Source organism: Amycolatopsis sp. NPDC003865, assembly GCF_053605345.1.
The window spans coordinates 1-22,930 of sequence record NZ_JBSGJA010000006.1; the positions used below are offsets into that span (position 1 = coordinate 1).

The window sequence follows — 22,930 nt, forward strand, 5'->3', positions numbered from 1 at the left end:
GCGATGGCTACACACCTACAATCACCACCGCGGACACACCGCACTCGCAGGCCACCCACCCGCCAGCCGCGTCCCCAACCTCACAGGGCAATACAGCTAGCGCGGGTCGAGCCGCAGGGTGGTCGCCGCCGCTTCCGCGGTCACCATCGCGTCGGTGCCGCCACCGGGGTACTTGGCGCGGTACGCCGCGTCGATGTCCGCGGTGAGCCGGGCGCCGAGGTCCTCGATGGTGACCTCGGCTTCCAGGCCCGGCACGCGGATCCGGCCCCGGCCGGACCGCAGCGCGTCGCCGAACCAGCCGGTGTCCCGCCGGTACCAGGTGCGCACGTACGCCTGGCCGCCGGTGCACACGACCCAGATCGGCGTCCACCGCCGCGAGCTGCCGTCGGCGCGTTCGACGGCGATCTCCAGTTCCCGGGCGGAATCCAGGAGGACCAGCTCATCCGGTGACCACAAGGCGCGCTCCTTCACAGCTCCGGGCTCAGCAGGTCCTTCAACGCCGCGGCGAACTTCCCCGGGTTCCGCTGCGGGGCCAGGTGCGCCCCCGGCATCTCGGTGAACGGCAAGCCCAGCTCCAGAGCCAGGATCTTCGCCGGCTGGTAGTGGTAGCGCCCCCGGCTGCCCTCGCCGGCCACCGGGACGATCTCCGTGGCCGCCTTCCGCAGGGCGCGCAGATCCGGCAGGTAGTCGAAGAACTCGGTCAGCTCGCGGTCGAACAACCGGATCCACTCGGCCTCGTGCGGGAGGCGGACGGTCGGCAGGTTCGGCAGCGCCGCGCCCGCGATCGCGTCCGCGAAGCGGGTCACCGCCGTCATCAGCTCGCCCGAGCGGGCCAGCCGGACCTGCTCGGCCGCCGCCTCGAGCCAGGCGCTCGCGTCCGGCATCAGGTGCACCGCCGGGGGTTCGTGCGCGACCAGCGTCGTCACGCGGTCGGGGTAGCGGGCCACCAGGTCCAGGCCGATCAGCGCGCCCGCGCTCGAGCCGAACACCGCCGCCGGGCCGAGGCCGGTGTGCTCCAGCACCGCCAGCGCGTCGTCGGCCTGCACCGAGACCGGGACCGGGCCCGATGTCGAATCCGTGCTGCCGAAGTGGCCGCGCCGGTCGTAGGTGATCACGGTGTAGTCCGCGTACAGCAGCTTCGCCAGCGCGCGGTAGGAGTCACCCGACCCGGTACCGCCGGAGATCAGCAGGAGCGCCGGACCCTCGCCGCCGCGGCGGACGAGGAGCTCACCGTTCTCCACCGGGCAACGGCTTTCCGAGGTCATGCACCGAAGTCAAGCACAACCGCTTCACCCGGCGGCGTGGTGGTCGACGGCTAGAGCCGTTCGATGATCGACGCCGTGGCCAGTGCTCCGCCGGCGCACATCGTCACCAGGGCCGTCGAGCCGTCGCGGCGCTCCAGTTCGTGCAGCGCCGTGGTCAGCAGCCGGGCGCCCGTGCTCCCCACCGGGTGCCCCAGCGCGATCGCGCCGCCGTTGACGTTCACCCGCGACTCGTCCGGCGACAACGTCCGCTGCCACGACAGCGCCACCGAAGCGAACGCCTCGTTGACCTCGAACAGATCCGGGTCGGCGATGGTCATCCCGGCGCGGGCGAGCACCCGCTCGGTCGCGCGGATCGGGCCGTCCAGGTGGTAGTACGGCTCCGCGCCGACCAGCGCCTGCGCCACGATCCGGGCCCTCGGCCGCAGTCCCAGCGCCGAAGCGCGCGAGGAGTCCATCAGCAGCACCGCCGCCGCGCCGTCGGAAATCTGCGACGACGTCCCCGCCGTGTGGATCCCGTTCTCGACCACCGGCTTCAACCGGGCCAGGCCTTCGACGGTCGTCTCGCGCAAGCCCTGGTCGCGGCCCACCAGCCGCGTCTCCCCGGTGTCGGAACCGTCGTCGGACAACACCGGTGCCTTGACCGGCACCACTTCGCGGTCGAAGTGCCCCGCTTCCCACGCCGCCGCGGCTTTCCGCTGGGACGCGGCGCCGAACGCGTCGACGTCGGCGCGCGTCAGGCCGCGCCGGACCGCGATCCGCTCCGCCGCGCCGTACTGGTCGGGCAGGTCGATCGACCACGACGACGGCCGCGGTGACGCGCCCGCCCGGTTGGCGCCCAGCGGCACCCGGCTCATCGCCTCGACGCCGCACGCGACGCCGACCTCGATGGCGTCCGCCGCGATCAGCCCCGCGACCAGGTGGGTCGCCTGCTGCGCCGAGCCGCACTGGGCGTCGATCGTCGTCGCGCCCGCCGTCTCCGGGAGGCCCGCGTGCAGCCACGCCGTGCGCGTCACGTTGTTGGACTGCTCGCCCGCCTGCGTGACGCAGCCGCCGATCAGCTGCTCGACCAGCGCAGGGTCGATCCCGGCGCGGTCGAGGAGGGCCTGCTGCGCGGCACCCAGCAGCTCGGCCGCGTGCAGGCCGGCCAGCAGCCCGCCCCGCTTGCCGATCGGGGTCCGCACGGCTTCGACGATGACCGGCACGCCCATGTCGTCCCTTTCGTCGGGAAACACTATCCTGTAGCTCAAAAACTAGAACAAGTTATCGTTTGAGGCAAGCGCCCCCAGGATCGGCGGGATCTTGATCTTTGCCGAGTGAGCGCTCGCTCACCTGGCCTCATCGGTAAAGTTAACGGGTTTCACTGAACGGTCTTCCGCAAGTTAACACCGTATGCTTCAATCGCCGTTAGAACGTGTTTCAAAGGCGAAACGTGGGAGGCACCGTGGCCGCTCCGCTCATCCCCGCCGGTTTCGACTTCACGGACCCGGACCTCTACGCCCAACGGCTGCCCGTGGACGAGTTCGCCGAGCTCCGGCGGACCGCCCCCGTGTGGTGGAACCCCCAGAAGCACAACACCGCGGGCTTCCGCGACGACGGCTACTGGGTCGTCTCGCGCCACGCGGACGTCAAGGAGGTGTCCCGCGACAGCACGCTGTACTCGTCGAGTGAGAAGACCGCGATCATCCGCTTCGACGAGAGCATGACCGAGGACAACCTCAACGCGAACCGCCTGGTGCTGCTCAACATGGACGCCCCGCAGCACACCAAGCTGCGGCGGATCGTGTCGAAGGGCTTCACCCCGCGGTCCATCGCGAAGCTCGAAGACACCCTGCGCGACCGTGCCGAGCGGATCGCCTCGGAAGCGCGCAAGAAGGGGTCGGGCGACTTCGTCACCGACGTCGCCTGCGAGCTGCCGCTGCAGGCGATCGCCGAGCTGATCGGCATCCCGCAGGAGGACCGGCTCAAGATCTTCGACTGGTCGAACCAGATGGTCGCCTACGACGACCCCGAGTACGAGGTCGAGCCCCTGGAGGCGTCCACGCAGCTGATCGGCTACGCCTGGAACATGGCCGAGGACCGGCGCAAGTGCCCGATGGACGACATCGTCACGAAGCTGATCCACGCCGACGTCGACGGCGAGGCGCTCGGCTCCGACGAGTTCGGCTTCTTCGTCATCCTGCTCGCCGTCGCCGGCAACGAGACCACGCGCAACGCGATCAGCCACGGCATGAAGGCGTTCCTGGACCACCGGGACCAGTGGGAGCTGTTCAAGGAGCAGCGGCCGAAGACCGCGCCCGACGAGATCGTCCGCTGGGCCACGCCGGTGGTGGCGTTCCAGCGCACGGCCACCCGCGACACCGAGCTGGGCGGCGCGCACATCCGCAAAGGCGACCGCGTGGGGATGTTCTACAGCTCGGCCAACTTCGACCACGAGGTGTTCGAGGACCCGGAGAAGTTCGACATCCTCCGCGAGGACAACCCGCACGTGGGCTTCGGCGGCACGGGCTCGCACTACTGCATCGGCGCGAACCTGGCCCGGCTGGAGATCGACTTGATCTTCAACGCGATCGCCGACGTGATGCCGGCGATCACCGAGGCGGCGCCCCCGGTGCGGTTGCGGTCCAGCTGGCTGAACGGCATCAAGCACTACCCGGTGCGATACGCCTGAGGAAGTCCTCGACGCGGTTCCAGGTGAGCGCGGCCGCGCGCTCGTCGTACTCGGGGCCGTCGGCGTCGGTGTAGAAGTGGCCGATGCCCGGGTAGGGGTACACCCGGGCATCGGCGCCCGTCCGGGTGGTGGCCGCGCGCCACGCCGCGACCTGCGCCGGCGGCGCGATGGGGTCGGGGTCGGCGACGTGGACCTCCACCGGCAGCCCGGCACGGGCCGACGCGGGCAGCGCCCCCAGTGCGTGGAGCAGCAGGACACCCGCGGTGGCGGGCCGGCCGGGGAGCACCTCCTGGACGACGCCCGCCCCCATCGACACCCCGGCCAGCACGGTCTCGGCGGGCAGGTCGCGCACGGCTGCCGCCGCGCGCCGGGTGATCGTGGTCCAGCCGATGCGGTCCTTCAGCGCGAAACCCTCTTCGAGCGTCGGCGCGGTCAGGCCGTCGTAGAGGTCGGGTGTGGTGACGCGGTGCCCGGCCGCCCGGAGCCGGCCGGCGAAGCGCAGTTCGACGGGCCGGAGCCCCAGCACGGAGTGGAACACCACGATTTCGGCCACGCGGCGATTCTGCCAAAGGGTGACATCATGAGGCGATGGCCCCACGCGCGACCGTCGACGTCGAATTCTCCTTCCGCGTCACCGAACCCGGGCCCGCGGCGATCTCCGTCGCCGCGGCGCACGCCGACACCGAAGAGCTCACCGTCTCCTGGCACGGCGAGTCCGAGCTCGTCGAGTTCGAGCACGGCACCCGCGCCGAAGTCTTCGCGCTGCCCCCCGGCGAACACCGCGTCACCTACCACGCCGAACGCGCGCTGACCGAGCCCGAACCCGAGCCGGTCACGCTCGCCGACGTCGCCGTCTTCACGCGGCCGAGCCGCTACTGTCCCTCCGACCGCGTCGCCGGGCTCGTCCCGCCCGCCGCGCTCAAGGCCAAGGGCGCCAGGGCGAAGGTCGACGCCATCGTCCGGAACGTCCACGAGCGACTGTCCTATGTGGTCGGCTCCAGCCGGCCGACGGACGACGCGATCGACACGCTGCTCGCCGGCGAAGGCGTCTGCCGCGACTTCGCGCACGTCTGCGTCACGCTGTGCCGCTTCCTCGACATCCCCGCCCGCTACGTCGGCGTCTACGCGCCCGGCCTCTCCCCGATGGACTTCCACGCCGTCTTCGAGGCCGGGATCGACGGCCACTGGTACGTCTTCGACGCCACCCGCCTCGCGCCGCGGCAGACCATGCTGCGGATCTCCACCGGGCGCGACGCCGCGGACACGTCCTTCCTCGCCACCTTCGGCTGCGAGCTCGACTTCCTCGGCAGCACGGTCTTCGCGACGACGGACGCCGCCCTCCCGGCGGACGACGGCACGGAGCTCGTCGTCCTGAGCTGATGGTCCGACCGCGTGTTGCCTGCGCGAAGTGGCCCCCGGCTGGGTAGACAGAGTCCGTGAAGAGTTCCCCGAAGGCCCCGAGCCTCTGGGCCAGGGCCCGCGCCCGGTACCGGTGGCTGGACCACATCGCCCGCGCCACCAACCGCTACATCGACTGCGGTGGCTACCACTACGTCGCCTCGATCACCTACTTCAGCCTGCTGTCGCTGGTGCCGCTGCTGATGGTGGCGTCGTCGGTGGCCGGGTTCGTGCTGGCCAGCCAGCCGGGCCTGCGCGAAACCCTGGTCCACGCCGTCGTCAGCACGCTGCCCGGCGGGCTGGGCCAAAAGGCGACCGAGCTGCTCACCGGCTTCGTCGACCAGCGGACCAGCGTCGGCGCGTTCGGTCTGGCGATCGGCCTCTACTCGGGCTGGAACTGGATGAACGCGCTGCGGGACTCGCTGACCGCGCTCTGGGGCCAGAACCGCTCGGACCAGTCGCTGCCGCGGCTCATCGTCGTCGACCTGCTCGCGCTGCTCGGCCTCTCGGCGGCGCTGCTGGTGTCGTTCACGATCACCATCTCCGGCACCGCGCTGGGCGGCTACCTGCTCCGGCTGGTCGGTCTCGACGACACGAGCTGGGGCCACCAGCTCGTCTCGGCGTCCTCGGTCCCGCTGTCGCTGGCCGCCGACTGGCTGGTGTTCCTGTGGGTGCTCACCCGGCTGCCGCGGCAGAAGGTGGGCGTGCGCAGCGCGATGCGCGGCGCGATCGCGCTGGCGCTCGGGTTCGAGGCGCTCAAGCTGGCCGGTGGGTTCTACCTCAACCTGATCGGCGACTCGCTGACCGGCATCGCGTTCGGCTCGGTGATCGGCCTGATCTTCTTCATCTCGCTCGTCGCGCGGCTGCTCGTCTACGTCACGGCGTGGACCGCGACCGCCTCGGACGCGCCGCCGAAGCCGGTCCAGCCACCGGCCCCGGTCGTGCTGAACCCGGTGGTCGTGGTGGACCCGCCGGTCGCGGTGCCGGCCACCGTCGGCGTCGTCACCGGCGTGGTCGGGACGCTGCTCGCGCTCAAGTGGCGACGTTCGCGAGGCTGAAGAGCCGGTCGAGCTGGTGGTCGATCAGCGCGATCGCCGCCTCCGGCGTCCGCTGGCCCAAGATGATGCTGGTCTGCAGCCCGTCGACGCTCGACAGCAGCAGCTCGGCCTCCGGCATCAGCTCGAGATCCGGCGCGACCTCCCCGCGGTCGCGGCCCCGCGCCAGCAGGTCCGCGGTCAGCCGTTCCAGCTCGGGCGGCGCGGCGCTGAACGCCGACGCGAGCCCGGGGTCCGAAAGGGACCGGACGAAGTAGGCGAGGTGCACGAGGTAGCGCGTGCGGCGCTCGTCGCCGACCGGCAGCATCCCGACGAGCATGGCCCGCAGCACCTCGCGCGGCGTGGTGTCCTCGTCCGGGCCGAGGCCCGCGCGGATGCTCTCCCCGGCGTCGGCGTTGAGGATCTCCAGCGCGCCGAGCAGCAGGTCGTCGCGCGTCCCGAAGTAGTACTGGACCAGCCGCAGCGAGACGCCGGCCTCGGCCGCGACCTTGCGCAACGACACGTCTTCCAGCCCGCGCGTGCTCGCGATCCGCCAGACCGCTTCGGCGATCTGGCGGCGGCGCTGCTCGTGGTCGGCGAGTCTCGGCATGGTGGGTCGAGCGTATCAACGCGGCTTGTCGGCGCCGACCACCCACATCGAGAAGTACTGCGACCCGCCGCCGTAGGCGTGCCCGAGCCCGATCCGCGCGCCGTCGACCTGGTAGTCCCCGGCCCGGCCCATCACCTGCTTGGCGGCTTCGGAGAAGCGGAGCATGCCGGACGCGCCGATCGGGTTGGACGAGAGCACCCCACCGGACGGGTTGCACGGCAGCCGGCCGCCGATCGCCGTCTCGCCCGCTTCGGTGACTTTCCAGCCCTCGCCTTCGGGCGCGAACCCGAGGTTCTCCAGCCACATCGGCTCGAACCAGGAGAACGGCACGTAGATCTCCGCGACGTCCACTTCGGACATCGGGTCCTTGATCCCGGCTTCGGCCCAGAGCGCGGCCGCGGCGTCGCGCCCCGCTTGGGGGTTGACCTGGTCGCGGCCGGCGAACGTCGTCGGCTCGGTGCGCATCGCCGTCGCGTGGACCCAGGCGGCGCCGCCCTCGACGGCGTCCCCGGCGGCCTCGTCGCCGAGCACCATCGCGCACGCGCCGTCCGACGACGGGCACGTCTCGTCGTAGCGGATCGGGTCCCACAGCATCTGCGACTTCTGCACCGACTCGACGGTGATGTCGGCCTGCCGCAGGTGCGCGTACGGGTTGAGGGCGCCGTTGCGGCGGTCCTTGGCCGCGACGATCGCGCCGACGTGCTCGGGTGCGCCCGAGCGGCGGATGTAGGAGCGCACGTGCGGCGCGAAGTACCCGCCCGCGCCGGCCCCGACCGGCATCTGGAACGGCGGCAGGATCGACAGGCCCCACATCGCGTTCGACTCGGACTGCTTCTCGTACGCCACGGTCAGCACGCGGCGGTGCACGCCGGACTGGATCAGCGACGCGGCGACCAGCGCCGTCGAGCCGCCGACCGATCCGGCGGTGTGCACGCGCAGCAGCGGTTTCCCGTTCGCGCCCAGCGCGTCGGCGAGGAACAGCTCGGGCATCATGACGCCCTCGAACAGGTCCGGGGCCTTGCCGAGCACCACGGCGTCGATGTCGGCCCACTCGACCTGGGCGTCGGTCATCGCGCGGTCGATCGCCTCGCGCAGCAGGCCCGGCATGGAGACGTCCTGGCGCTTGGCGCGGTGGTGCGTCTGGCCGGTGCCGAGCACGGCGGTGAGCTGCTTGGTCATCGGGCCTCCAGCACGGTCACCAGGTTCTGTTGCAGGACCGGGCCGCTCGTCGCGTGCGCCACGGCCTTGCGGGATTCGCCGCTGTGGATCCGGGCCGCCGCCTCCCCGATGCGGGCGAGGCCGGCGGAGAACATCGGGTTGGCGGCCAGTGCCCCGCCGGAGGGGTTGATCTTGACGTCGTCGCCGAGCTTCAGCGCCGTCCGCAGGATCAGCTCCTGGTGGGTGAAGGGCGCGTGCAGCTCGGCGAGGTCGGCGCCGTCGAGGTCCAGCGCGCTCGCCGCGGCCTCGGTGGACGGGCTGCGCGTGAGGTCGCGGGCGCCGAGGACGGGGGAGTCGACGCGGTGCTCGATCCCCCGGATCACCGCCGGGTGGTCCACGATGTCGCGGGCACGTTCCACGGTGGACAGGACGATCACGGCGGCGCCGTCGGTGATCGGCGCGATGTCGTGCCGGCGCAACGGGTCCGCGTAGTACGGCGAGTCGAGCAGCTCGGCGACGTCCTTGCCCGTGCCGCGCGCGGCGACCTCGGCGAGGTCCTTTTCGGACCACAGGCCCGCTTCCAGGCCCATGCGGGCCTGGATCCCGGCGATCGAAACGGAATCGGGCCACAGGGGCGTGACGACGTACGGGTCGAGCTGCAGGGCGAGCACCCGGCGCAGCTGGCCGGCGCTCGACTTGCCGAAGCCGTAGACGAGCGCGGTCTCGACCTCGCCCATCTTGATCTTCAGCCACGCCTCGTAGAGCGCCCAGGCGGCGTCCATCTCGACGTGCGACTCGTGGATCGGCGGGAACGCGCCGATCGCGTCGACGGCGGCGATGAAGGAGAACGCGCGCCCGGCCAGGTAGTCCGACGAACCGGAGCACCAGAAGCCGATGTCCTGTTTGGACAGGCCGGTCTTTTCGAAGACCTCGGCGAAGATCGGGACGAGCATCTCCACGCCGTTGGTGGTGCCCGGGGTCTCGCGGACGTTGGGGGCCTTCGCGAAGCCCGCGATCGCGACGTCTGGCATCAGGACCTCACAGGTGGTGGGCGAAGGTTTCGTAGGCCGCGTCCGGCTCGCCGGTCGGCTCGAAGTGGCTGATGTTCTCCAGCGACGTCCACCACTCGTCGCGCGGTTTCCACGCGGCGCGCACGCGCATGCCCATCTTGACGTCCTGGGCGTCGCAGCCGAGGACGAGGTGCAGGAAGGCGATGTCGGCCCCGTCGAGCAGGATGTACGCGGCGACATACGGCGGCTTGATGCGCTGGCCGAGGAACGGGACGTTGACGATGCAGAACGTCGTCACGATGCCGGTGTCGGGGAGCTCGACCTCGTCGGTGGTGGGAACGCCGTCGGTCGGGCACGCGCCGCGCGGCGGGATGTAGACCTTCTCGCACTTCGGGCAGCGCTGGCCGATGAGCTTCCCTTCGGCGAGGCCGCGCAGGTACCGGCTTTCCTCGGGCGAGGCGGAGTGCATGTACTTCAGGTGCACGGGGGTGATGACGACGCTGACCGGAGCGCCTTCTTCGCGCTCGGCGACCGGGGGAGCGGGCTCGGTCGGTGTGGTGTCCCCGGCGTCGGCGGGCAGGAAGTAGGCGATGTCCCGGATGTGCCCGACGGTCTCGTCGGCCCACTTCACGCGGACGCGCTGTCCACTGTGGATGTTCCCGGGCGAGCCGGCGTCGACGGCGTGGAGCAGGGCGGTGTCGGCGCCGTCGAGCTTGACCAGCGCCCAGGCGAAGGGCCGGTTCAGCGGCTGCCCGTCGAGGGGCTCGGGACACCACGACCACGAGACGACGGTGCCCTCGTCGGCCACGGGGACGAACTCGCCGAGCTGTTCGGCGGTGAGCGGGTCGTACTCGACCGGCGGAACGTGCACCCGCCCGTCACTGCCCCGGATGCCTTCGATGCGGCGTTCGCGCAGAGCGCTCACGAACCGGCCGAGAACGGGCCCGGTGGAGCGCGTGTAGTCGAAGCCGACGTTGAGGGGTGCCGCCAGTGGTGTCTCGGTCACGTCCATGAGTGAAACATGTTCTTGTTCTGTCGACAAGGTTCCTCCGCGAGGCGGTCGGATATGAGTGGAACGCGTTCTACGTCAGCGGCCCTTGAACTCCGGCTTCCGCTTCTCGCCGAACGCCTTCGGCCCCTCCTTGGCGTCCTCGGACGCGAAGACCTCGATCCCGTACTGCGAGTCGAGCTTGAAGGCCTCCTCCTCGTGGAGTCCTTCGGTGTCCCGGATCGTCCGCAGGATCGCCCGCACGGCGAGCGGCCCGTTCGCGTTCACCAGGGAAGCCAGCTCCAGGGCCTTCGTGAGCGCGGTGCCGTCCGGGACCACGTGCCCGATCAGGCCGATCGCCAACGCCTCCGAAGCGGACAGATGACGTCCGGTTAGCAGGATGTCCGCGGCCACCGTGTACGGGATCTGGCGCGGCAGTCGGACCGCCGACCCGCCCATCGGGAACAGGCCCCAGCGGGCCTCCGACACCCCGAACCGGGCCGACTCGCCCGCCACCCGGATGTCGGTCCCCTGGAGGATCTCCGTCCCGCCCGCGATCGCCGGCCCTTCGACCGCCGCGATCAGCGGCTTGGTCAGGCGGCGGCCCTTCAGCAGGCCGGGGATGTGGGCGGGGTCGAACTTGCCCTCGTCGAACGACTTCGCCGGGGAGCTGCGCGCCATCGACTTCAGGTCTGCTCCCGCGCAGAACGCGCCGCCCGCGCCGGTCAGGACGCAGCTGCGGATCGAGTCGTCGGAGTCGACCCGGTCCCAGGCCTCGACCATGATCGCCATCATCTCGCCGGTGATCGCGTTGCGCGCCTCGGGCCGGTTCATCGTGACGACGAGGGTCTGCCCCTCTTGCGAAACCAGCGCGTGCGGTTCACCCACGGGAGACCTCCTGAAGGAGCAGTGCCATTGCCCAGAACGATAACATGTTCTACTTTGAGGGCGTGGCACTCAACATCGCGGATCTTCTGGAGCACGCCGTCGACGCCGTGCCGGAGCGCGTCGCGGTCGTGTGCGGCGACCGGCGGGTCACCTTCGCCGAACTGGAGGCGCGGGCCAACCGGCTCGCCCACCACCTCGCCGCGCACGGCGTGGGACGCGGGTCCCACATCGGGGTCTATTCCCGCAACTCGATCGAGGCCCTGGAGGCGATGATCGCGGCGTACAAGCTGCGCGCGATCGCCGTCAACGTCAACTACCGCTACGTGCACGGCGAGCTCGTCTACCTCTTCAACGACGCCGAGCTCGTCGCGCTCGTGCACGAGAGAAGCTACGCGGACAAGGTCGCCGCGGCCCTGCCGGAGACGCCGAAACTGAAACACGTTGTCGTGGTCGACGACGGCAGTGACGGCGACTACGAGAGCTACGGCGGCGTGGACTACGAGACCGCGCTCGAGGCCCGGAGCCCCGAACGCGACTTCGAGGAACGCAGCAATGACGACCTCTACATCCTCTACACCGGCGGCACCACGGGCTACCCGAAGGGCGTGCTGTGGCGGCAGGAGGACGTCTGGCGCGCGCTCGGCGGCGGGATCAACTTCGTCACCGGCGAATACATCCCGGACGAGTGGACGCTCGCCGAGCAGGGCAAGGCCGGGAGCCTGACCCGGCTGCCCGCCGCGCCGCTCATCCACGGCGCCGCGCAGTGGGCCGCGTTCGGCGCGCTGTTCACCGGCAGCCCGGTGGTCTTCGTACCGCGCTTCGACGCCCACGAGATCTGGAAAGCCGTGCAGGAGCACAAGGTCCAGGTCCTCACGATCGTCGGCGACGCGATGGCCCGGCCGCTGATCGAGGCGTTCCGCGAGGGCGATTACGACGCTTCGTCGATCGTCGCCGTGTCGAGCCACGCCGCGCTGTTCTCGCAGTCGGTCAAGCAGGAGTTCGTCGAGCTCGTGCCGCACGCCGTGATCACCGACGCGATCGGCTCGTCGGAAAGCGGGTTCACCGGCATCGGCATGGTCGCCAAGGACTCCGACCACAGCGCCGGTCCCCGGGTCAGCTTCGGCAAGGACGCGATCCTGGTCGACGACGACGGCAAGCTCGTCGAGCCGGTGCCCGGCGCGGTGGGGCTGATCGCCCGCCGCGGGCACGTCCCGCTCGGCTACTACGGCGATCCCGAGAAGAGCAAGAAGATCTTCGTCGAGGTCGACGGCGTCCGCTACGTCGTCCCGGGTGACTACGCCCGCTACGAGGAGGACGGCACCGTCACGCTGCTCGGCCGCGGCTCGCAGTGCGTGAACACCGGCGGCGAGAAGGTCTATCCGGAGGAGGTCGAGGGGGCGCTCAAGTCGCACCCCGACGTCTTCGACGCGCTCGTCATCGGCGTCCCGGACGACCGGCTCGGCCAGCGCGTCGCCGCTGTCGTGCAGTTGCGTGAAGGCGCGGAAGCCGACCTCGCCTCGCTCGAGGAGCACGTCCGCGGCGAGATCGCCGGGTACAAGGTGCCGCGCACGATCTGGCTGGCCGGTGAGATCGGCCGGTCGCCCAGCGGCAAGCCGGATTACCCGTGGGCCCAGCGCTACGCGGCCGAGCACGAACCGGCCACGGCCCAGCCCGTCTGAGAGGAAAGCGCAAGTGCGGACACCCCTGTGCGACCGGCTCGGCATCGACCTGCCGATCATCGGGTTCACGCCCTCGGAGCACGTCGCCGCGGCGCTCAGCCGCGCCGGCGGGCTCGGCGTGCTCGGCTGCGTCCGGTTCAACGACGCCGCCGAGCTCGACCGGGTGCTGACCTGGATGGACGAGAACACCGGCGGCAAGCCCTACGGCGTCGACATCGTGATGCCCGCGAAGGTGCCCGCCGAGGGCACCCAGGTCGACCTGGCGAAGCTGATCCCGGACGGCCACCGCGAGTTCGTCGATCGCGTGCTGCGCGAGTTGTCCGTGCCGCCGCTGCCGGACGACACGGACGAACGCGCGGGGGTGCTCGGCTGGCTGCACTCGGTCGCCCGCTCGCACGTCGAGGTCGCGCTCAACCACCCGATCAAGCTGATCGCCAACGCGCTCGGCTCGCCGCCGGTGGACGTCATCGCCCAGTGCCACGACAAGGGCGTGCCGGTGGCGGCGCTCGCCGGGAAGGCCGAGCACGCGGTCCGGCACGTGGAAAACGGCGTCGACTTCGTGGTCGCGCAGGGCTACGAAGCCGGCGGGCACACCGGCGAGATCGCGTCCATGGTGCTGGTACCGGAGATCGTCGACGCGGTCGACGTGCCGGTGCTCGCCGCGGGCGGGATCGGGTCCGGGCGGCAGATGGCCGCGGCGCTCGCGCTCGGCGCGTCCGGGGTCTGGATGGGCTCGATGTGGCTCGCCACCGAGGAGTACCTGCAGACGATGGGCGAGTCGGTGGCGATGCAGCAGGCGCTCGTCGGGGCGTCGTCGTCGGACACCGTGCGGACGCGGATCTACACCGGCAAGCCGGCCCGGCTGCTCAAGACCCGCTGGACCGAGGCGTGGGCCGCGGCGGACGCGCCGGAGCCGTTGCCGATGCCGCTGCAGAACCTGCTGGTTTCCCACGCCCACAACCGGATCCACGCGGCGAACGACCCGAGCGTCGTCTCGATGCCCGTCGGGCAGATCGTCGGGCGGATGAACGCGGTCCGCCCGGTCGCCGACGTCGTCGCCGACCTGGTGTCCGGCTACGAGGAAGCCCTTTCCCGCCTGGACAAGACGCGCTGAAGGGGGCCCGCCGCGGCGGGCCCCCTCCGGGGAAGACTCGCTACAGACCGGCGGCGGCCGCGGCGATCTTCGACGCGAACGTGCTCACCTCGGTGTAGACGCCGGGGGCGTGCGGACGGGCGCAGCCGTCACCCCAGCTGGTGATGCCGACCTGGATCCAGGCGTTGTTGGCGTCGCGGCGGAACATGGGGCCACCGGAGTCGCCCTGGCACGTGTCGACGCCGCCGGAGGTCAGGTTGCCCGCGCAGATCTCCGCGCTCGGGATGAGGTCGGGGTAGCTGCCGCCCTGCGCGGCACAGGTCGAGTCGGCCACGAACGGGACGTTCGCCTTGAGCAGGTACCGCTGCTGGGAGCCGCCCTCGGTGGCCGCGCCCCAGCCGGCGACGGTGAAGGTGCCCGAGTTGTACGCCGTGGTCGTCGCGATCGGCAGCGTCGACAGGCCGCTCACCGGGCTGGCCAGCTTGATCAGCGCCCAGTCACCGCCGGTCGAGGTGCCGTAGGTGGGGGACTGGTAGACGTAGGTCGAGCGGATCTTCTGCGCGCTCGAGCTCTGCAGGTCCACGACGCCGACCGTCGCGGTGATCGAGGTGTTCGACCCGGTCCGGCTGACGCAGTGCGCCGCGGTCAGGACGATCTGCTTGGTGTAGAGCGCGCCGCCGCAGCCCATGGACAGCCGCACCATGAATGGGAACTCGCCCTGGGCGGCCCGGGTCCCGCCGACGACGTCGGTGGACGGTGGCTGGGCGGCGATCGCCGGGGTGGCGAACGACGCGGCCGCGGCGAGCGCGGCCAGTGCGGTGGTGGCGTTTCTGAGCAGGGTGAACCAGCGCTTGGGAGCCAAGGGGATCAGTCCTTCCAGTGTCCACAGTGGAAGCCGTTGCCGACAGCGGCCCCACGACTACACCAGGTGCTCACATACCCGGACAACCGACTTTCTTCGGATCTTTCGGGCGGTTGGGTGATTTCTCACCGCCGGATCCGGCGAACGCCGTAGGCCGAAGCGCCCAGCACCAACGCGATGCAGCCGGCCAGCACGGACGGCAGCGGCAGGCTGAACGCCAGCACCACGCACCCGGCCAGGCCCACGACGGCTCGCGCCTTCCCCTTCAAGGTGAGCGCGGCGGCGTTGGCGACCGCGTAGTACGTAAGGACGGCGAAGGACGAGAAGCCGATCGCGGCGCGCAGGTCGAGGAACGCGGCGAGCACGGCGACGACGAGCCCGACGGTGAGCTCGGCGCGGTGCGGCACGTCGTAGCGGGGGTGCACGGCGGCGAGGAACCGGGGGAGGTGGCCGTCGCGGCTCATCGCCAGTGTCGTGCGCGAGACGCCGAGGATGAGCGCGAGCAGCGAACCGAGCGCCGCCAGCGCCGCGCCCACCCGCACGACCGGGGCGAGCCACCCGGGCACGGCGGCCGCGATCGGGTCGGGGCTCGCGGCGAGCGCGGCCGGGCCCAGGCGGACGAGCAGCAGCACCGCCAGGGCCGCGTAGACGACGAGGGTGAGGCCCAGCGCCAGCGGGATGGCGCGGGGGATGGTCCGGGCCGGGTCGCGGACTTCCTCGCCGAGCGTCGCGAGCCGCGCGTACCCGGCGAAGGCGAAGAAGAGCAGCCCGGCCGCCTCCAGGACGCCCCCGCCGCCCGGCCAGGCGACGAGCGGGCCGCCGGCGCGCGGTCCGGCGGCCATCGCGACGGCGGCGGCGGTGAGCACGAGCAGGGTGCACGACACGATCACCCGGGTCGCCAGCGCGGAGCGGTGCACGCCGAAGTAGTTGACCGTCGTGAGCGCGGCGACGACGGCGACGGCGAGCAGGCCGCGCCACGGCTGCCCGAGCCCGGGTGCGGCGTAGGCGACGACGGTCAGCGTCATCGCGGCGCAGCTGGCCGTCTTGCCGGTGACGAATCCCCAGCCGGCCAGGTATCCCCAGAATTCACCGAGCCTTTCCCGGCCGTAAACGTAGGTACCGCCCGATTGGGGGTAAATCGCGGCCAATCGCGCCGAAGACATCGCATTGCAGTAGGCGACGACGGCCGCGAGGACCAGTGCGATGAGCAATCCGGCCCCCGCGGCCCGCGCCGCCGGGGCGAACGCGGCGAAGACACCGGCGCCGATCATCGAGCCCAGTCCGAGGAAAACGGCGTCGGCGAGGCCGAGCCGGCGAGCCAGCGGGGTCGAGCGCATCCGGGTGATCCTCCGTGTGACGGCCGTGTTACGCGCCACAGCGAACCACGGCGCACCGGGAAACGAATAGGGTCGATTCCGTGCCCGCCCCTTCACGCCATTCCCGCCTGTCCGCCGACGGTCCCGTGCTCGACGGGATTCCCGAGCACGGCCGCGTCCCGCGTTACTTCGCGGTCAAAGTCGAGCTGCTGGCGGTGATCGCGGAACTGGGGGAAGGATCGGTGCTGCCCACGGAACGGGAGCTGTGCGAGCGGTTCGAAGTGTCGAGGGCGACGGTACGGCAGGCGGTCGGCGAGCTGGTGCTCGAGGGCAGGCTCAGCCGGCGCCAGGGGAGCGGCACGTTCGTCGCCGGCCCGAAGCTGGTGCAGCCGCTGGCCCTGGTGAGCTACACGGAAGGGTTGCGCCGCCAGGGGATCCGGCCGGGCCGCACGGTGATCACCCTGGAGCGGCGCCTGGCGGGCAGCGCGCTGGCGGCCGACCTGCAGGTCACCTCGGACGCCGAGGTGATCCACATCGAGCGCGTCCTGCTGGCCGACGAGGAGCGCGTCGGGCTGGAGTCGACCTATCTCCTGGCGGAGCGGTTCCCGACGCTGCTGGAGGTGTTCAACCCCGAGCAGTCGCTGTACGCGTGCCTGAGCGAGAAGCTCGGCGTGGTGTTCGACGGCGCCGAGGAGCGCGTCGAGACGGTGCTGGCGACGCCGCGCGAGGCGTTGCTGATCGGCACCAACCCGGCGCTGCCGATGCTGCTGATGCACCGGATTTCGTGGGGCCCGGACGGGGTGCCGTTCGAGCGGGTGCGGTCGCTGTACCGGGGTGACCGGTTGAGCTTCGTGACCCGGCTGGGGCGCGCCTGACGCGGCCGGGTGGCCGGTGCAACCGATCGGGCGTCCGCTCCGTCCTGGAGGTATGCGCACACTGCTGGGTACCGGCCTGCTGCTCCTCACGCTGACGGCGTGCGGGGCGGCGGGTACCGCGGGCGCTCCGGGCAGCGCCGGACCGGAAACGCCCACGACGTCGGCATCGCCGGTGGTGCCGGGTTCGCCGACGGCCGCGCCGCCGCCGTCGCAGACCGTCGGCCGGCCGACGCAGGGCATCGCCCCGGGTGACGACGTGATCGCGGAGTCCCAGGTCGACGCGCGGGGGCTGCCCGAGGGCTACCCCCGGAGCCTCACCCGCAGCCTCGACGGCAGGACGGTGATCCTCCAGGCGGAGGAGGGCGGCTGCCGCCGCGTCGCCGCGCACGTCGGTGACCAGACGCCGCAGCAGGTGGTCGTGCTGGTCTCCGTCATCGCGGCGAAGAAGGGCCAGATGTGCCCGGACTACATCAAGGAGGTCAGCATCCCGCTGACCCTCGCCGAGCCGCTCGGCACGCGCACGGTGGTGCTCCGCCAGGGCTGACGGCTCGACCGACGCTGGGAGGGTGGCCCCGGGATGCCCGGGGCCACCCTCCCGGACCATGTCCGGGGAGCTTCGTGAAAAACCCACGAACCCGTCGATCTTCGATGCAACCCCCTCGCCGCCCGTTCCGTCTTCGGGACATGAGGTACTTAGCGAAGGTGGTCGGGACAGGCGCGTTCCTGCTGATGGCAACGGCCTGCGCCGGCCAGGACATGCCCACCAGCCAGCCCGCTGCCGGAGGTGAATCGGCCGCGCCCACCGGGAGCGTTTCGACGTCGCCCACCCAGTCGGTGCTGCCGACGTCGCCGCCGGGCAAACCCCGGCTCACCGTGCCCGAGGGCAGTACGCCGGTGCCGCCGGAGAAGGTCGACGCCTCGGCGCTGCCCGGCGGCTACCCGCACGAGGTGTGGACGGCCAACGGTGGCACGATCCTCAACATCCGCGCCCAGGAAGGCGGCTGCGGGCACGCGCTCGGGGAGGCGACCCAGCAGGCGGGTGACCGCGTCGTGGTCAACCTGAGCGAGACCAAGGCCCAGACCGGCCAGATGTGCACGATGGACATCCGGTACCCGGTGATCTCGGTCGCCTTGGCCGCGCCGCTGGACCAGCGCACGGTCGTGCTGAAGACCACGCCGCCGAAGTGATCACCCTGGCCTAGGCTCGGGTGATGGGAAGCCGCCAGGTCTCACGCACCGCGATCGTCGCCGCGCCGCCCGAGAAGATCTTCGGGCTGCTCGCCGATCCGGCCCAGCACCCGCTCATCGACGGATCCGGCACGGTCCGGGCCGCCCAGTCCGGCGGCCCGGACCGGCTCACGCTCGGCGCGAAGTTCGGCATGGACATGAAGCTCGGCGCGTCGTACAAGATCCTCAACACCGTCGTCGAGTTCGAAGAGGGCAGGCTCATCGCCTGGCGCCACTTCAACGGCCACCGCTGGCGCTGGCGGCTCGAGCCCCTCGGCGACGGCCGCACCGAGGTCACCGAGACGTTCGACTGGTCGACGGCGAAGTTCCCGCTCGCCATCAGCCTCAGCCCGTTCCCGCGCAAGAACGCCGAGGGCATCGAGAAGACCCTGGCGCGGCTCACCGAGCTGTTCCCGGCCTGACGACGGCCGTGCCACAGCCGGTGCGACGGCGGGCGGTCCTCGCGATCTGCTGCCTGAGCCTGTTCATCGTCGGGCTCGACAACACGATCGTGAACCTCGCGCTGCCCTCGATCCGCCACGAGCTGGGCGCGTCGGTCTCCGGTCTGCAGTGGACGATCGACGCGTACACGCTGGTGCTGGCGAGCCTGCTCATGCTGTCCGGTTCGACCGCGGACCGGATCGGGCGGCGCCGGACGTTCCAGACCGGCCTGGCCCTGTTCAGCGTCGGGTCGCTGCTGTGCGGGATCGCGCCGAGCATCGGGCTGCTGATCGCGTTCCGCGCGCTGCAGGCGATCGGCGGGTCGATGCTCAACCCGGTCGCGCTGTCGATCGTCGCGAACGTCTTCACCGATCCCCGTGACCGGGCCCGCGCGATCGGCGTGTGGGCCGGGGTGAACGGGCTGAGCCTGGCGGTCGGCCCGGTGCTCGGCGGCGTGCTCGTCGACCGGGCGGGCTGGCGCTCGATCTTCTGGATCAACGTCCCGGTGGGCATCGCCGCGATCGTGCTGACGGCGCTGTTCGTCCCGGAATCGCGCGCCCCGCGCCCGCGCCGCCTCGACCCGGTCGGGCAGCTGCTGGTGATCGTCCTGCTGGCGTCGCTGACGTACGGGATCATCGAAGGCCGCGGTGCGGGGACGCCGGTGGTGGTGGGCTGCTTCGTGGTCGCCGCGGCGGCGCTGGCGGTGCTGCTGCCGTACGAACGGCGGCGCCGGGATCCGTTGCTGGAACTGAGGTTCTTCCGCAGCGTGCCGTTCTCGGGGGCGACGCTCACCGCGGTCGCCGGGTTCGCCGCGCTGTCGGGGTTCTTGTTCTTGACCACGCTGTACCTGCAGGAGACGCGCGGGTTCTCGGTGCTCCACGCGGGGTTGCTGACGCTGCCGATGGCGGTGCTGACGGCGGTGGGCGCGCCGCTGTCGGGGCGGCTGACCGGCGCTCGCGGCCCGCGGCTGCCACTGCTGGTGGCCGGCGCGGGAATCGCGGCGTCCGGCGTGGTGCTGGCGGGGATCGGCCCGGCGACGCCGATCGCGGGGGTGGTGGCGGGGTACGTGTGCTTCGGCATCGGCTACGGCCTGCTCAACGCGCCGATCACGAACGCGGCGGTGTCCGGGATGCCGCGCGAGCAGGCGGGCCTGGCGGCGGCGGTGGCGTCGACGAGCCGCCAGGTGGGGACCGCGCTGGGGGTGGCGGTGATCGGCGCGGTGGTGGCGGCGGACGGGAGGACGCCACCGGGAACGGGCCACGCGGTGTGGGCGATCGTGGCGGGGTGCGGGGCGCTGGTGTTCGTCCTGGGGCTGGCGACGACCGGGCGGTGGGCCCAGGCCACGGCGGCGCGGGTGAATGGTTCGGACCACGAGTCCGCCCAGCTGGCGTGATCGCGGCGCCCAGCCGCTGGTCATCGCCCGGTTCGACCCAGGTGGTCCGGACCACTTCTTTTCCTTATCTGTCGAAGCCGTCGAAAAAGTTCCGGCGAATCCGGTGAACCGCCCGTGTTACCGAGCCGTGTCCAGGGGTGAGGTGGTGATCAGAGAGGAGGGGCACATGCCCCGGTTGAGCAGTGGTCGGCACCGCAAGCAGGCGACCGTCGGGCTGGCCGCGTTGCTGGGCGTTTCCGGCATCACCGCGGCCGCCATCGCGCTGAGCAGTCCCGCGGGCAATGCGGCCGAAGCGCCCAAGGAAAACTGCGGGGGACTCGACACCGCCCTGCAGAACAACCTGAACTTCATCGCGGGCCAGCAGGCGAACCCGGACGCGCAGTCGGCCGCGCGGATCGCCAACCGCCAGGCGGTCGTCGACCTGATCCAGCAGCGGCGGCAGGTCGCGGGCTGCACCGCGAACGTCGTCGCGAACAACGGCCAGGCCGCGCAGGCCCCGGGCAACTCCGGCAACGCACCGGGCAAGGCGCAGGCACCCGGCCAGCAGAAGAAGCAGGACCAGGCCGGCACCGGCGCCGCCGCGGCCGGTCAGGGGGCGACCGGGGACGTCGTGTGCGCCGGCTCCACCGTGACGCTCTCGGGCGAAGGGGGCGCGCCGGCCGCGTCCAGCAACCAGTTCCCCGCGGGGACCAAGCTGAAGGTGACCAACCTGGACAACTCGAAGTCCACCACGGTGGAGGTCACGTCGGTGTCGGGCAGCTGCACGCTGCTCAACAACGCGGCCTTCGAACAGGTTCGGGAACCCGGAAAGTTCCTCATCCGGCGCGCGCGGATCGAGCGCGTCGGCTGAGGGAGCAGGGAAGAAAGGGGGCACCGGCGGCGGGCCGGTGTCCCCTTCCCCGTTTTTGGCGGACGCTGCCTGCTAGCGGAAGCTGATCTGCAGCACCGGGTCGCCGGTGCTGGCGAAGAAGTCGTTGCCCTTGTCGTCGATGACGATGAACGCCGGGAAGTCCTCGACCTCGATCTTCCAGACGGCTTCCATCCCGAGCTCGGCGTACTCGAGGACGTCGACCTTCTTGATGCAGTCCTGCGCGAGCCGCGCCGCCGGGCCGCCGATCGAACCGAGGTAGAACCCCCCGTGCGACTGGCACGCGTTCGTCACCTGCCTCGAGCGGTTTCCCTTGGCCAGCATGACGAGCGAGCCGCCGGCGGCCTGGAACTGCTCGACGTAGGAGTCCATCCGCCCGGCCGTCGTCGGCCCGAACGAACCGGACGCGTAGCCCTCCGGCGTCTTCGCGGGACCGGCGTAGTAGACCGGGTGGTTCTTCAGGTAGTCCGGCATCTCCTCGCCGGCGTCGAGGCGCTCGGCGATCTTCGCGTGCGCGATGTCGCGGGCGACGACCAGCGGCCCGGTGAGCGAAAGCCGCGTCTTGACCGGCAGCTGCGAGAGCTGCGCGCGGATCTCGGCCATCGGCCGGTTGAGGTCGACGCTCACGACGTCGTCGGAGAGGTCTTCCTCGGTGACGTCCGGCAGGAAGCGGGCCGGGTCGCGCTCGAGCTGCTCGATGAACACGCCGTCGGCGGTGATCTTCGCCTTCGCCTGCCGGTCGGCGGAGCAGGAGACGGCGATGCCGACGGGGCAGCTGGCGCCGTGGCGGGGGAGCCGGATGACGCGGACGTCGTGGCAGAAGTACTTGCCGCCGAACTGCGCGCCGATGCCGAACTGGCGGGTCATCTCCAGCACCTGCTGCTCGAGGTCCTGGTCGCGGAAGGCGTGGCCCAGCTCGGAACCCTCGGCGGGGAGGTTGTCGAGGTAGCGCGCGGAGGCGAGCTTCGCGACCTTGAGGTTGAACTCGGCGGACATGCCGCCAACGACGATCGCCAGGTGGTACGGCGGGCAGGCCGCGGTGCCGAGGCTGCGCAGCTTCTCGTCGAGGAAGCGCGCGAGCCGCTTCGGGTTCAGGACGGCCTTGGTCTCCTGGTACAGGAACGTCTTGTTGGCGCTGCCGCCGCCCTTGGCCATGAAGAGGAACTCGTAGGAAGGATCTTCGGGCTGCCCGGCTGTGTTGTCTTTGTGGTAGAGCTCGACCTGGGCGGGGAGGTTGGTCCCGGTGTTGCGCTCGTCCCAGAAGGTGACCGGCGCCATCTGCGAGTAGCGCAGGTTGAGCTGCTGGTAGGCGTCGAAGATGCCCTGGGAGAGGGCGCGCTCGTCGTCACCGCCGGTGAGGACGCCTTCGCCGCGCTTGCCGATGACGATGGCGGTCCCGGTGTCCTGGCACATGGGGAGGACCCCGCCCGCGGAGATGGCGGCGTTGCGCAGCAGGTCCATGGCGACGAAGCGGTCGTTGCCGGAGGCCTCGGGGTCGTCGACGATCGCGCGCAGCTGGCGCAGGTGTGACGTGCGCAACAGGTGCTGGATGTCGTGGATCGCGGTGCGGGCGAGCGTGGTGAGCGCTTCCGGGGCGATCTTCAGGAACTTCCGCCCGACGGCCTCGACGGTCTCGACGCCCTCGTCGGTGACCAGCCGGTACTCCGTGGTGGTGTCCTTGCCGAGCGGGAGGACTTCGGTGTGCTGAAACGTGGTGGTGGACGGCACTGCCAGGCTCCTTTGCCAGCTCCGGGATCGGTCCACCCTACGCAGGCTCGAGCTGTACGAGTCAGAAGCACCCGGTCACTGTGGGCCACCCCACGCTCGTTCCGCGTTCGGCCGCGGGCTGGGGATTCCCACAACCCCTCGCCGTGGGCTGGGGATCCTCCGAACCGCTCGGCCGCGGGCTGGGATCCCTGCAACCCCTCGGCCGTGGGCTGGGGATCTCCACAACCCCGAAGCCCGATTGTGACTACGGCCGGCGGTACCGCGTCAAGGCGGGAAAGCGTGCCTTGACCCGGCACCGCCGGCCGTGTTCTGGCTTCGGATCGGGGTTGCGGGGCGGACTGGTTCGTGGGGTGCCGGGTCGTGCTGCCGGCGTCCGTTTGCGGGGCGTCCCGGGTTGTGCTGCCGGCGTGCGTTCGCGGGCCTCCCGGA

Annotated in this window: 23 protein-coding genes; 11 read left to right on the forward strand and 12 right to left on the reverse strand. The window is 71.3% G+C overall.

Annotated features, from left to right (window positions below; all coding sequences use genetic code 11):
- Nucleotides 1–96: 96 nt before the first annotated feature.
- The 3 genes from ACWEVP_RS16065 to ACWEVP_RS16075 are packed head-to-tail and all read right to left on the reverse strand — an operon-like array spanning nt 97 to nt 2,473.
- Nucleotides 97–456 (reverse strand): DUF2255 family protein, encoded by a 360-nt coding sequence (locus tag ACWEVP_RS16065; RefSeq protein ID WP_452063316.1) that lies wholly within the window; start codon nt 454–456, stop codon nt 97–99.
- 11 nt (nt 457–467) lie between these two features.
- Nucleotides 468–1,265: an alpha/beta fold hydrolase gene (locus ACWEVP_RS16070; protein WP_452063317.1), complete on the reverse strand. Its 798-nt coding sequence runs from the start codon at nt 1,263–1,265 to the stop codon at nt 468–470.
- Nucleotides 1,266–1,315: 50 nt separating this feature from the next.
- Nucleotides 1,316–2,473: a steroid 3-ketoacyl-CoA thiolase gene (locus ACWEVP_RS16075; RefSeq protein WP_452063318.1), complete on the reverse strand. Its 1,158-nt coding sequence runs from the start codon at nt 2,471–2,473 to the stop codon at nt 1,316–1,318.
- Between the two features lie 233 nt (nt 2,474–2,706).
- Here ACWEVP_RS16075 and ACWEVP_RS16080 point away from each other — a divergent pair, with 233 nt between their 5' ends.
- Entirely contained in the window at nt 2,707–3,933 is a 1,227-nt protein-coding gene (locus ACWEVP_RS16080; protein ID WP_452063319.1) for a cytochrome P450, read from the forward strand.
- Here ACWEVP_RS16080 and ACWEVP_RS16085 read toward each other — a convergent pair.
- On the reverse strand, nt 3,905–4,486 hold the full coding sequence (locus tag ACWEVP_RS16085) for a dienelactone hydrolase family protein (protein WP_452063320.1): 582 nt from the start codon (nt 4,484–4,486) through the stop codon (nt 3,905–3,907). The genes ACWEVP_RS16080 and ACWEVP_RS16085 overlap by 29 nt on opposite strands.
- 35 nt (nt 4,487–4,521) lie before the next feature.
- Between ACWEVP_RS16085 and ACWEVP_RS16090 the strand changes: the two genes are divergently transcribed.
- Together ACWEVP_RS16090 and ACWEVP_RS16095 are read left to right on the forward strand one after the other, a co-directional pair.
- Nucleotides 4,522–5,313 carry a transglutaminase-like domain-containing protein gene (locus tag ACWEVP_RS16090; RefSeq protein WP_452063321.1) on the forward strand — a complete coding sequence of 264 codons (792 nt, stop codon included), beginning with the start codon at nt 4,522–4,524 and terminating at the stop codon, nt 5,311–5,313.
- 56 nt (nt 5,314–5,369) lie between these two features.
- Complete coding sequence (locus ACWEVP_RS16095) at nt 5,370–6,389, forward strand: YhjD/YihY/BrkB family envelope integrity protein (RefSeq protein WP_452063322.1); 1,020 nt, start codon at nt 5,370–5,372, stop codon at nt 6,387–6,389.
- Here the strand turns inward: ACWEVP_RS16095 and ACWEVP_RS16100 are convergent.
- From ACWEVP_RS16100 to ACWEVP_RS16120, 5 genes are all read right to left on the reverse strand, one after another.
- Nucleotides 6,364–6,975, reverse strand: a complete 612-nt coding sequence (locus tag ACWEVP_RS16100) for a TetR/AcrR family transcriptional regulator (RefSeq protein ID WP_452063323.1) — start codon at nt 6,973–6,975, stop codon at nt 6,364–6,366. The two genes, ACWEVP_RS16095 and ACWEVP_RS16100, sit on opposite strands and share 26 nt — an antisense overlap.
- 15 nt (nt 6,976–6,990) lie before the next feature.
- Nucleotides 6,991–8,154, reverse strand: coding sequence for a thiolase domain-containing protein (locus ACWEVP_RS16105; protein ID WP_452063324.1), 1,164 nt, complete (start codon nt 8,152–8,154; stop codon nt 6,991–6,993).
- Nucleotides 8,151–9,164, reverse strand: coding sequence for a thiolase domain-containing protein (locus ACWEVP_RS16110; protein ID WP_452063325.1), 1,014 nt, complete (start codon nt 9,162–9,164; stop codon nt 8,151–8,153). The genes ACWEVP_RS16105 and ACWEVP_RS16110 overlap by 4 nt, the downstream gene beginning before the upstream one ends.
- A 7-nt stretch (nt 9,165–9,171) precedes the next feature.
- Nucleotides 9,172–10,155: a Zn-ribbon domain-containing OB-fold protein gene (locus tag ACWEVP_RS16115; protein ID WP_452063326.1), complete on the reverse strand. Its 984-nt coding sequence runs from the start codon at nt 10,153–10,155 to the stop codon at nt 9,172–9,174.
- 75 nt (nt 10,156–10,230) lie between these two features.
- Nucleotides 10,231–11,019, reverse strand: a complete 789-nt coding sequence (locus ACWEVP_RS16120; RefSeq protein ID WP_452063327.1) for a crotonase/enoyl-CoA hydratase family protein — start codon at nt 11,017–11,019, stop codon at nt 10,231–10,233.
- Nucleotides 11,020–11,081: 62 nt separating this feature from the next.
- Between ACWEVP_RS16120 and ACWEVP_RS16125 the strand changes: the two genes are divergently transcribed.
- Complete coding sequence (locus tag ACWEVP_RS16125) at nt 11,082–12,698, forward strand: acyl-CoA synthetase (protein ID WP_452063328.1); 1,617 nt, start codon at nt 11,082–11,084, stop codon at nt 12,696–12,698.
- A 13-nt stretch (nt 12,699–12,711) separates the two neighbouring features.
- Nucleotides 12,712–13,812: an NAD(P)H-dependent flavin oxidoreductase gene (locus tag ACWEVP_RS16130; protein WP_452063329.1), complete on the forward strand. Its 1,101-nt coding sequence runs from the start codon at nt 12,712–12,714 to the stop codon at nt 13,810–13,812.
- Between the two features lie 40 nt (nt 13,813–13,852).
- Here the strand turns inward: ACWEVP_RS16130 and ACWEVP_RS16135 are convergent, their stop codons facing one another.
- Nucleotides 13,853–14,653, reverse strand: a complete 801-nt coding sequence (locus tag ACWEVP_RS16135) for a S1 family peptidase (RefSeq protein WP_452063330.1) — start codon at nt 14,651–14,653, stop codon at nt 13,853–13,855.
- Between the two features lie 125 nt (nt 14,654–14,778).
- Entirely contained in the window at nt 14,779–15,990 is a 1,212-nt protein-coding gene (locus ACWEVP_RS16140) for an APC family permease (RefSeq protein WP_452063331.1), read from the reverse strand.
- Between the two features lie 80 nt (nt 15,991–16,070).
- On the opposite strand from ACWEVP_RS16140, the gene ACWEVP_RS16145 reads away from it, so the two are divergent.
- The 6 genes from ACWEVP_RS16145 to ACWEVP_RS16170 all read left to right on the forward strand — a co-directional run bounded on the left by ACWEVP_RS16145 (nt 16,071) and on the right by ACWEVP_RS16170 (nt 20,755).
- The gene (locus ACWEVP_RS16145) at nt 16,071–16,844 is read left to right on the forward strand and encodes a GntR family transcriptional regulator (RefSeq protein ID WP_452063332.1); all 774 of its coding nucleotides are present in this window, start codon (nt 16,071–16,073) and stop codon (nt 16,842–16,844) included.
- Between the two features lie 52 nt (nt 16,845–16,896).
- On the forward strand, nt 16,897–17,388 hold the full coding sequence (locus ACWEVP_RS16150) for a hypothetical protein (protein ID WP_452063333.1): 492 nt from the start codon (nt 16,897–16,899) through the stop codon (nt 17,386–17,388).
- Between the two features lie 158 nt (nt 17,389–17,546).
- Entirely contained in the window at nt 17,547–18,032 is a 486-nt protein-coding gene (locus tag ACWEVP_RS16155; RefSeq protein ID WP_452063634.1) for a hypothetical protein, read from the forward strand.
- Nucleotides 18,033–18,055: 23 nt separating this feature from the next.
- Nucleotides 18,056–18,493, forward strand: a complete 438-nt coding sequence (locus tag ACWEVP_RS16160; protein WP_452063334.1) for an SRPBCC family protein — start codon at nt 18,056–18,058, stop codon at nt 18,491–18,493.
- Nucleotides 18,494–18,501: 8 nt separating this feature from the next.
- Entirely contained in the window at nt 18,502–19,905 is a 1,404-nt protein-coding gene (locus ACWEVP_RS16165) for an MFS transporter (RefSeq protein ID WP_452063335.1), read from the forward strand.
- A gap of 166 nt (nt 19,906–20,071) precedes the next feature.
- Complete coding sequence (locus ACWEVP_RS16170) at nt 20,072–20,755, forward strand: hypothetical protein (RefSeq protein WP_452063336.1); 684 nt, start codon at nt 20,072–20,074, stop codon at nt 20,753–20,755.
- A gap of 72 nt (nt 20,756–20,827) precedes the next feature.
- Here ACWEVP_RS16170 and ACWEVP_RS16175 read toward each other — a convergent pair whose 3' ends face one another.
- Nucleotides 20,828–22,501 (reverse strand): fumarate hydratase, encoded by a 1,674-nt coding sequence (locus ACWEVP_RS16175; RefSeq protein WP_452063337.1) that lies wholly within the window; start codon nt 22,499–22,501, stop codon nt 20,828–20,830.
- Between the last annotated feature and the right edge of the window lie 429 nt (nt 22,502–22,930).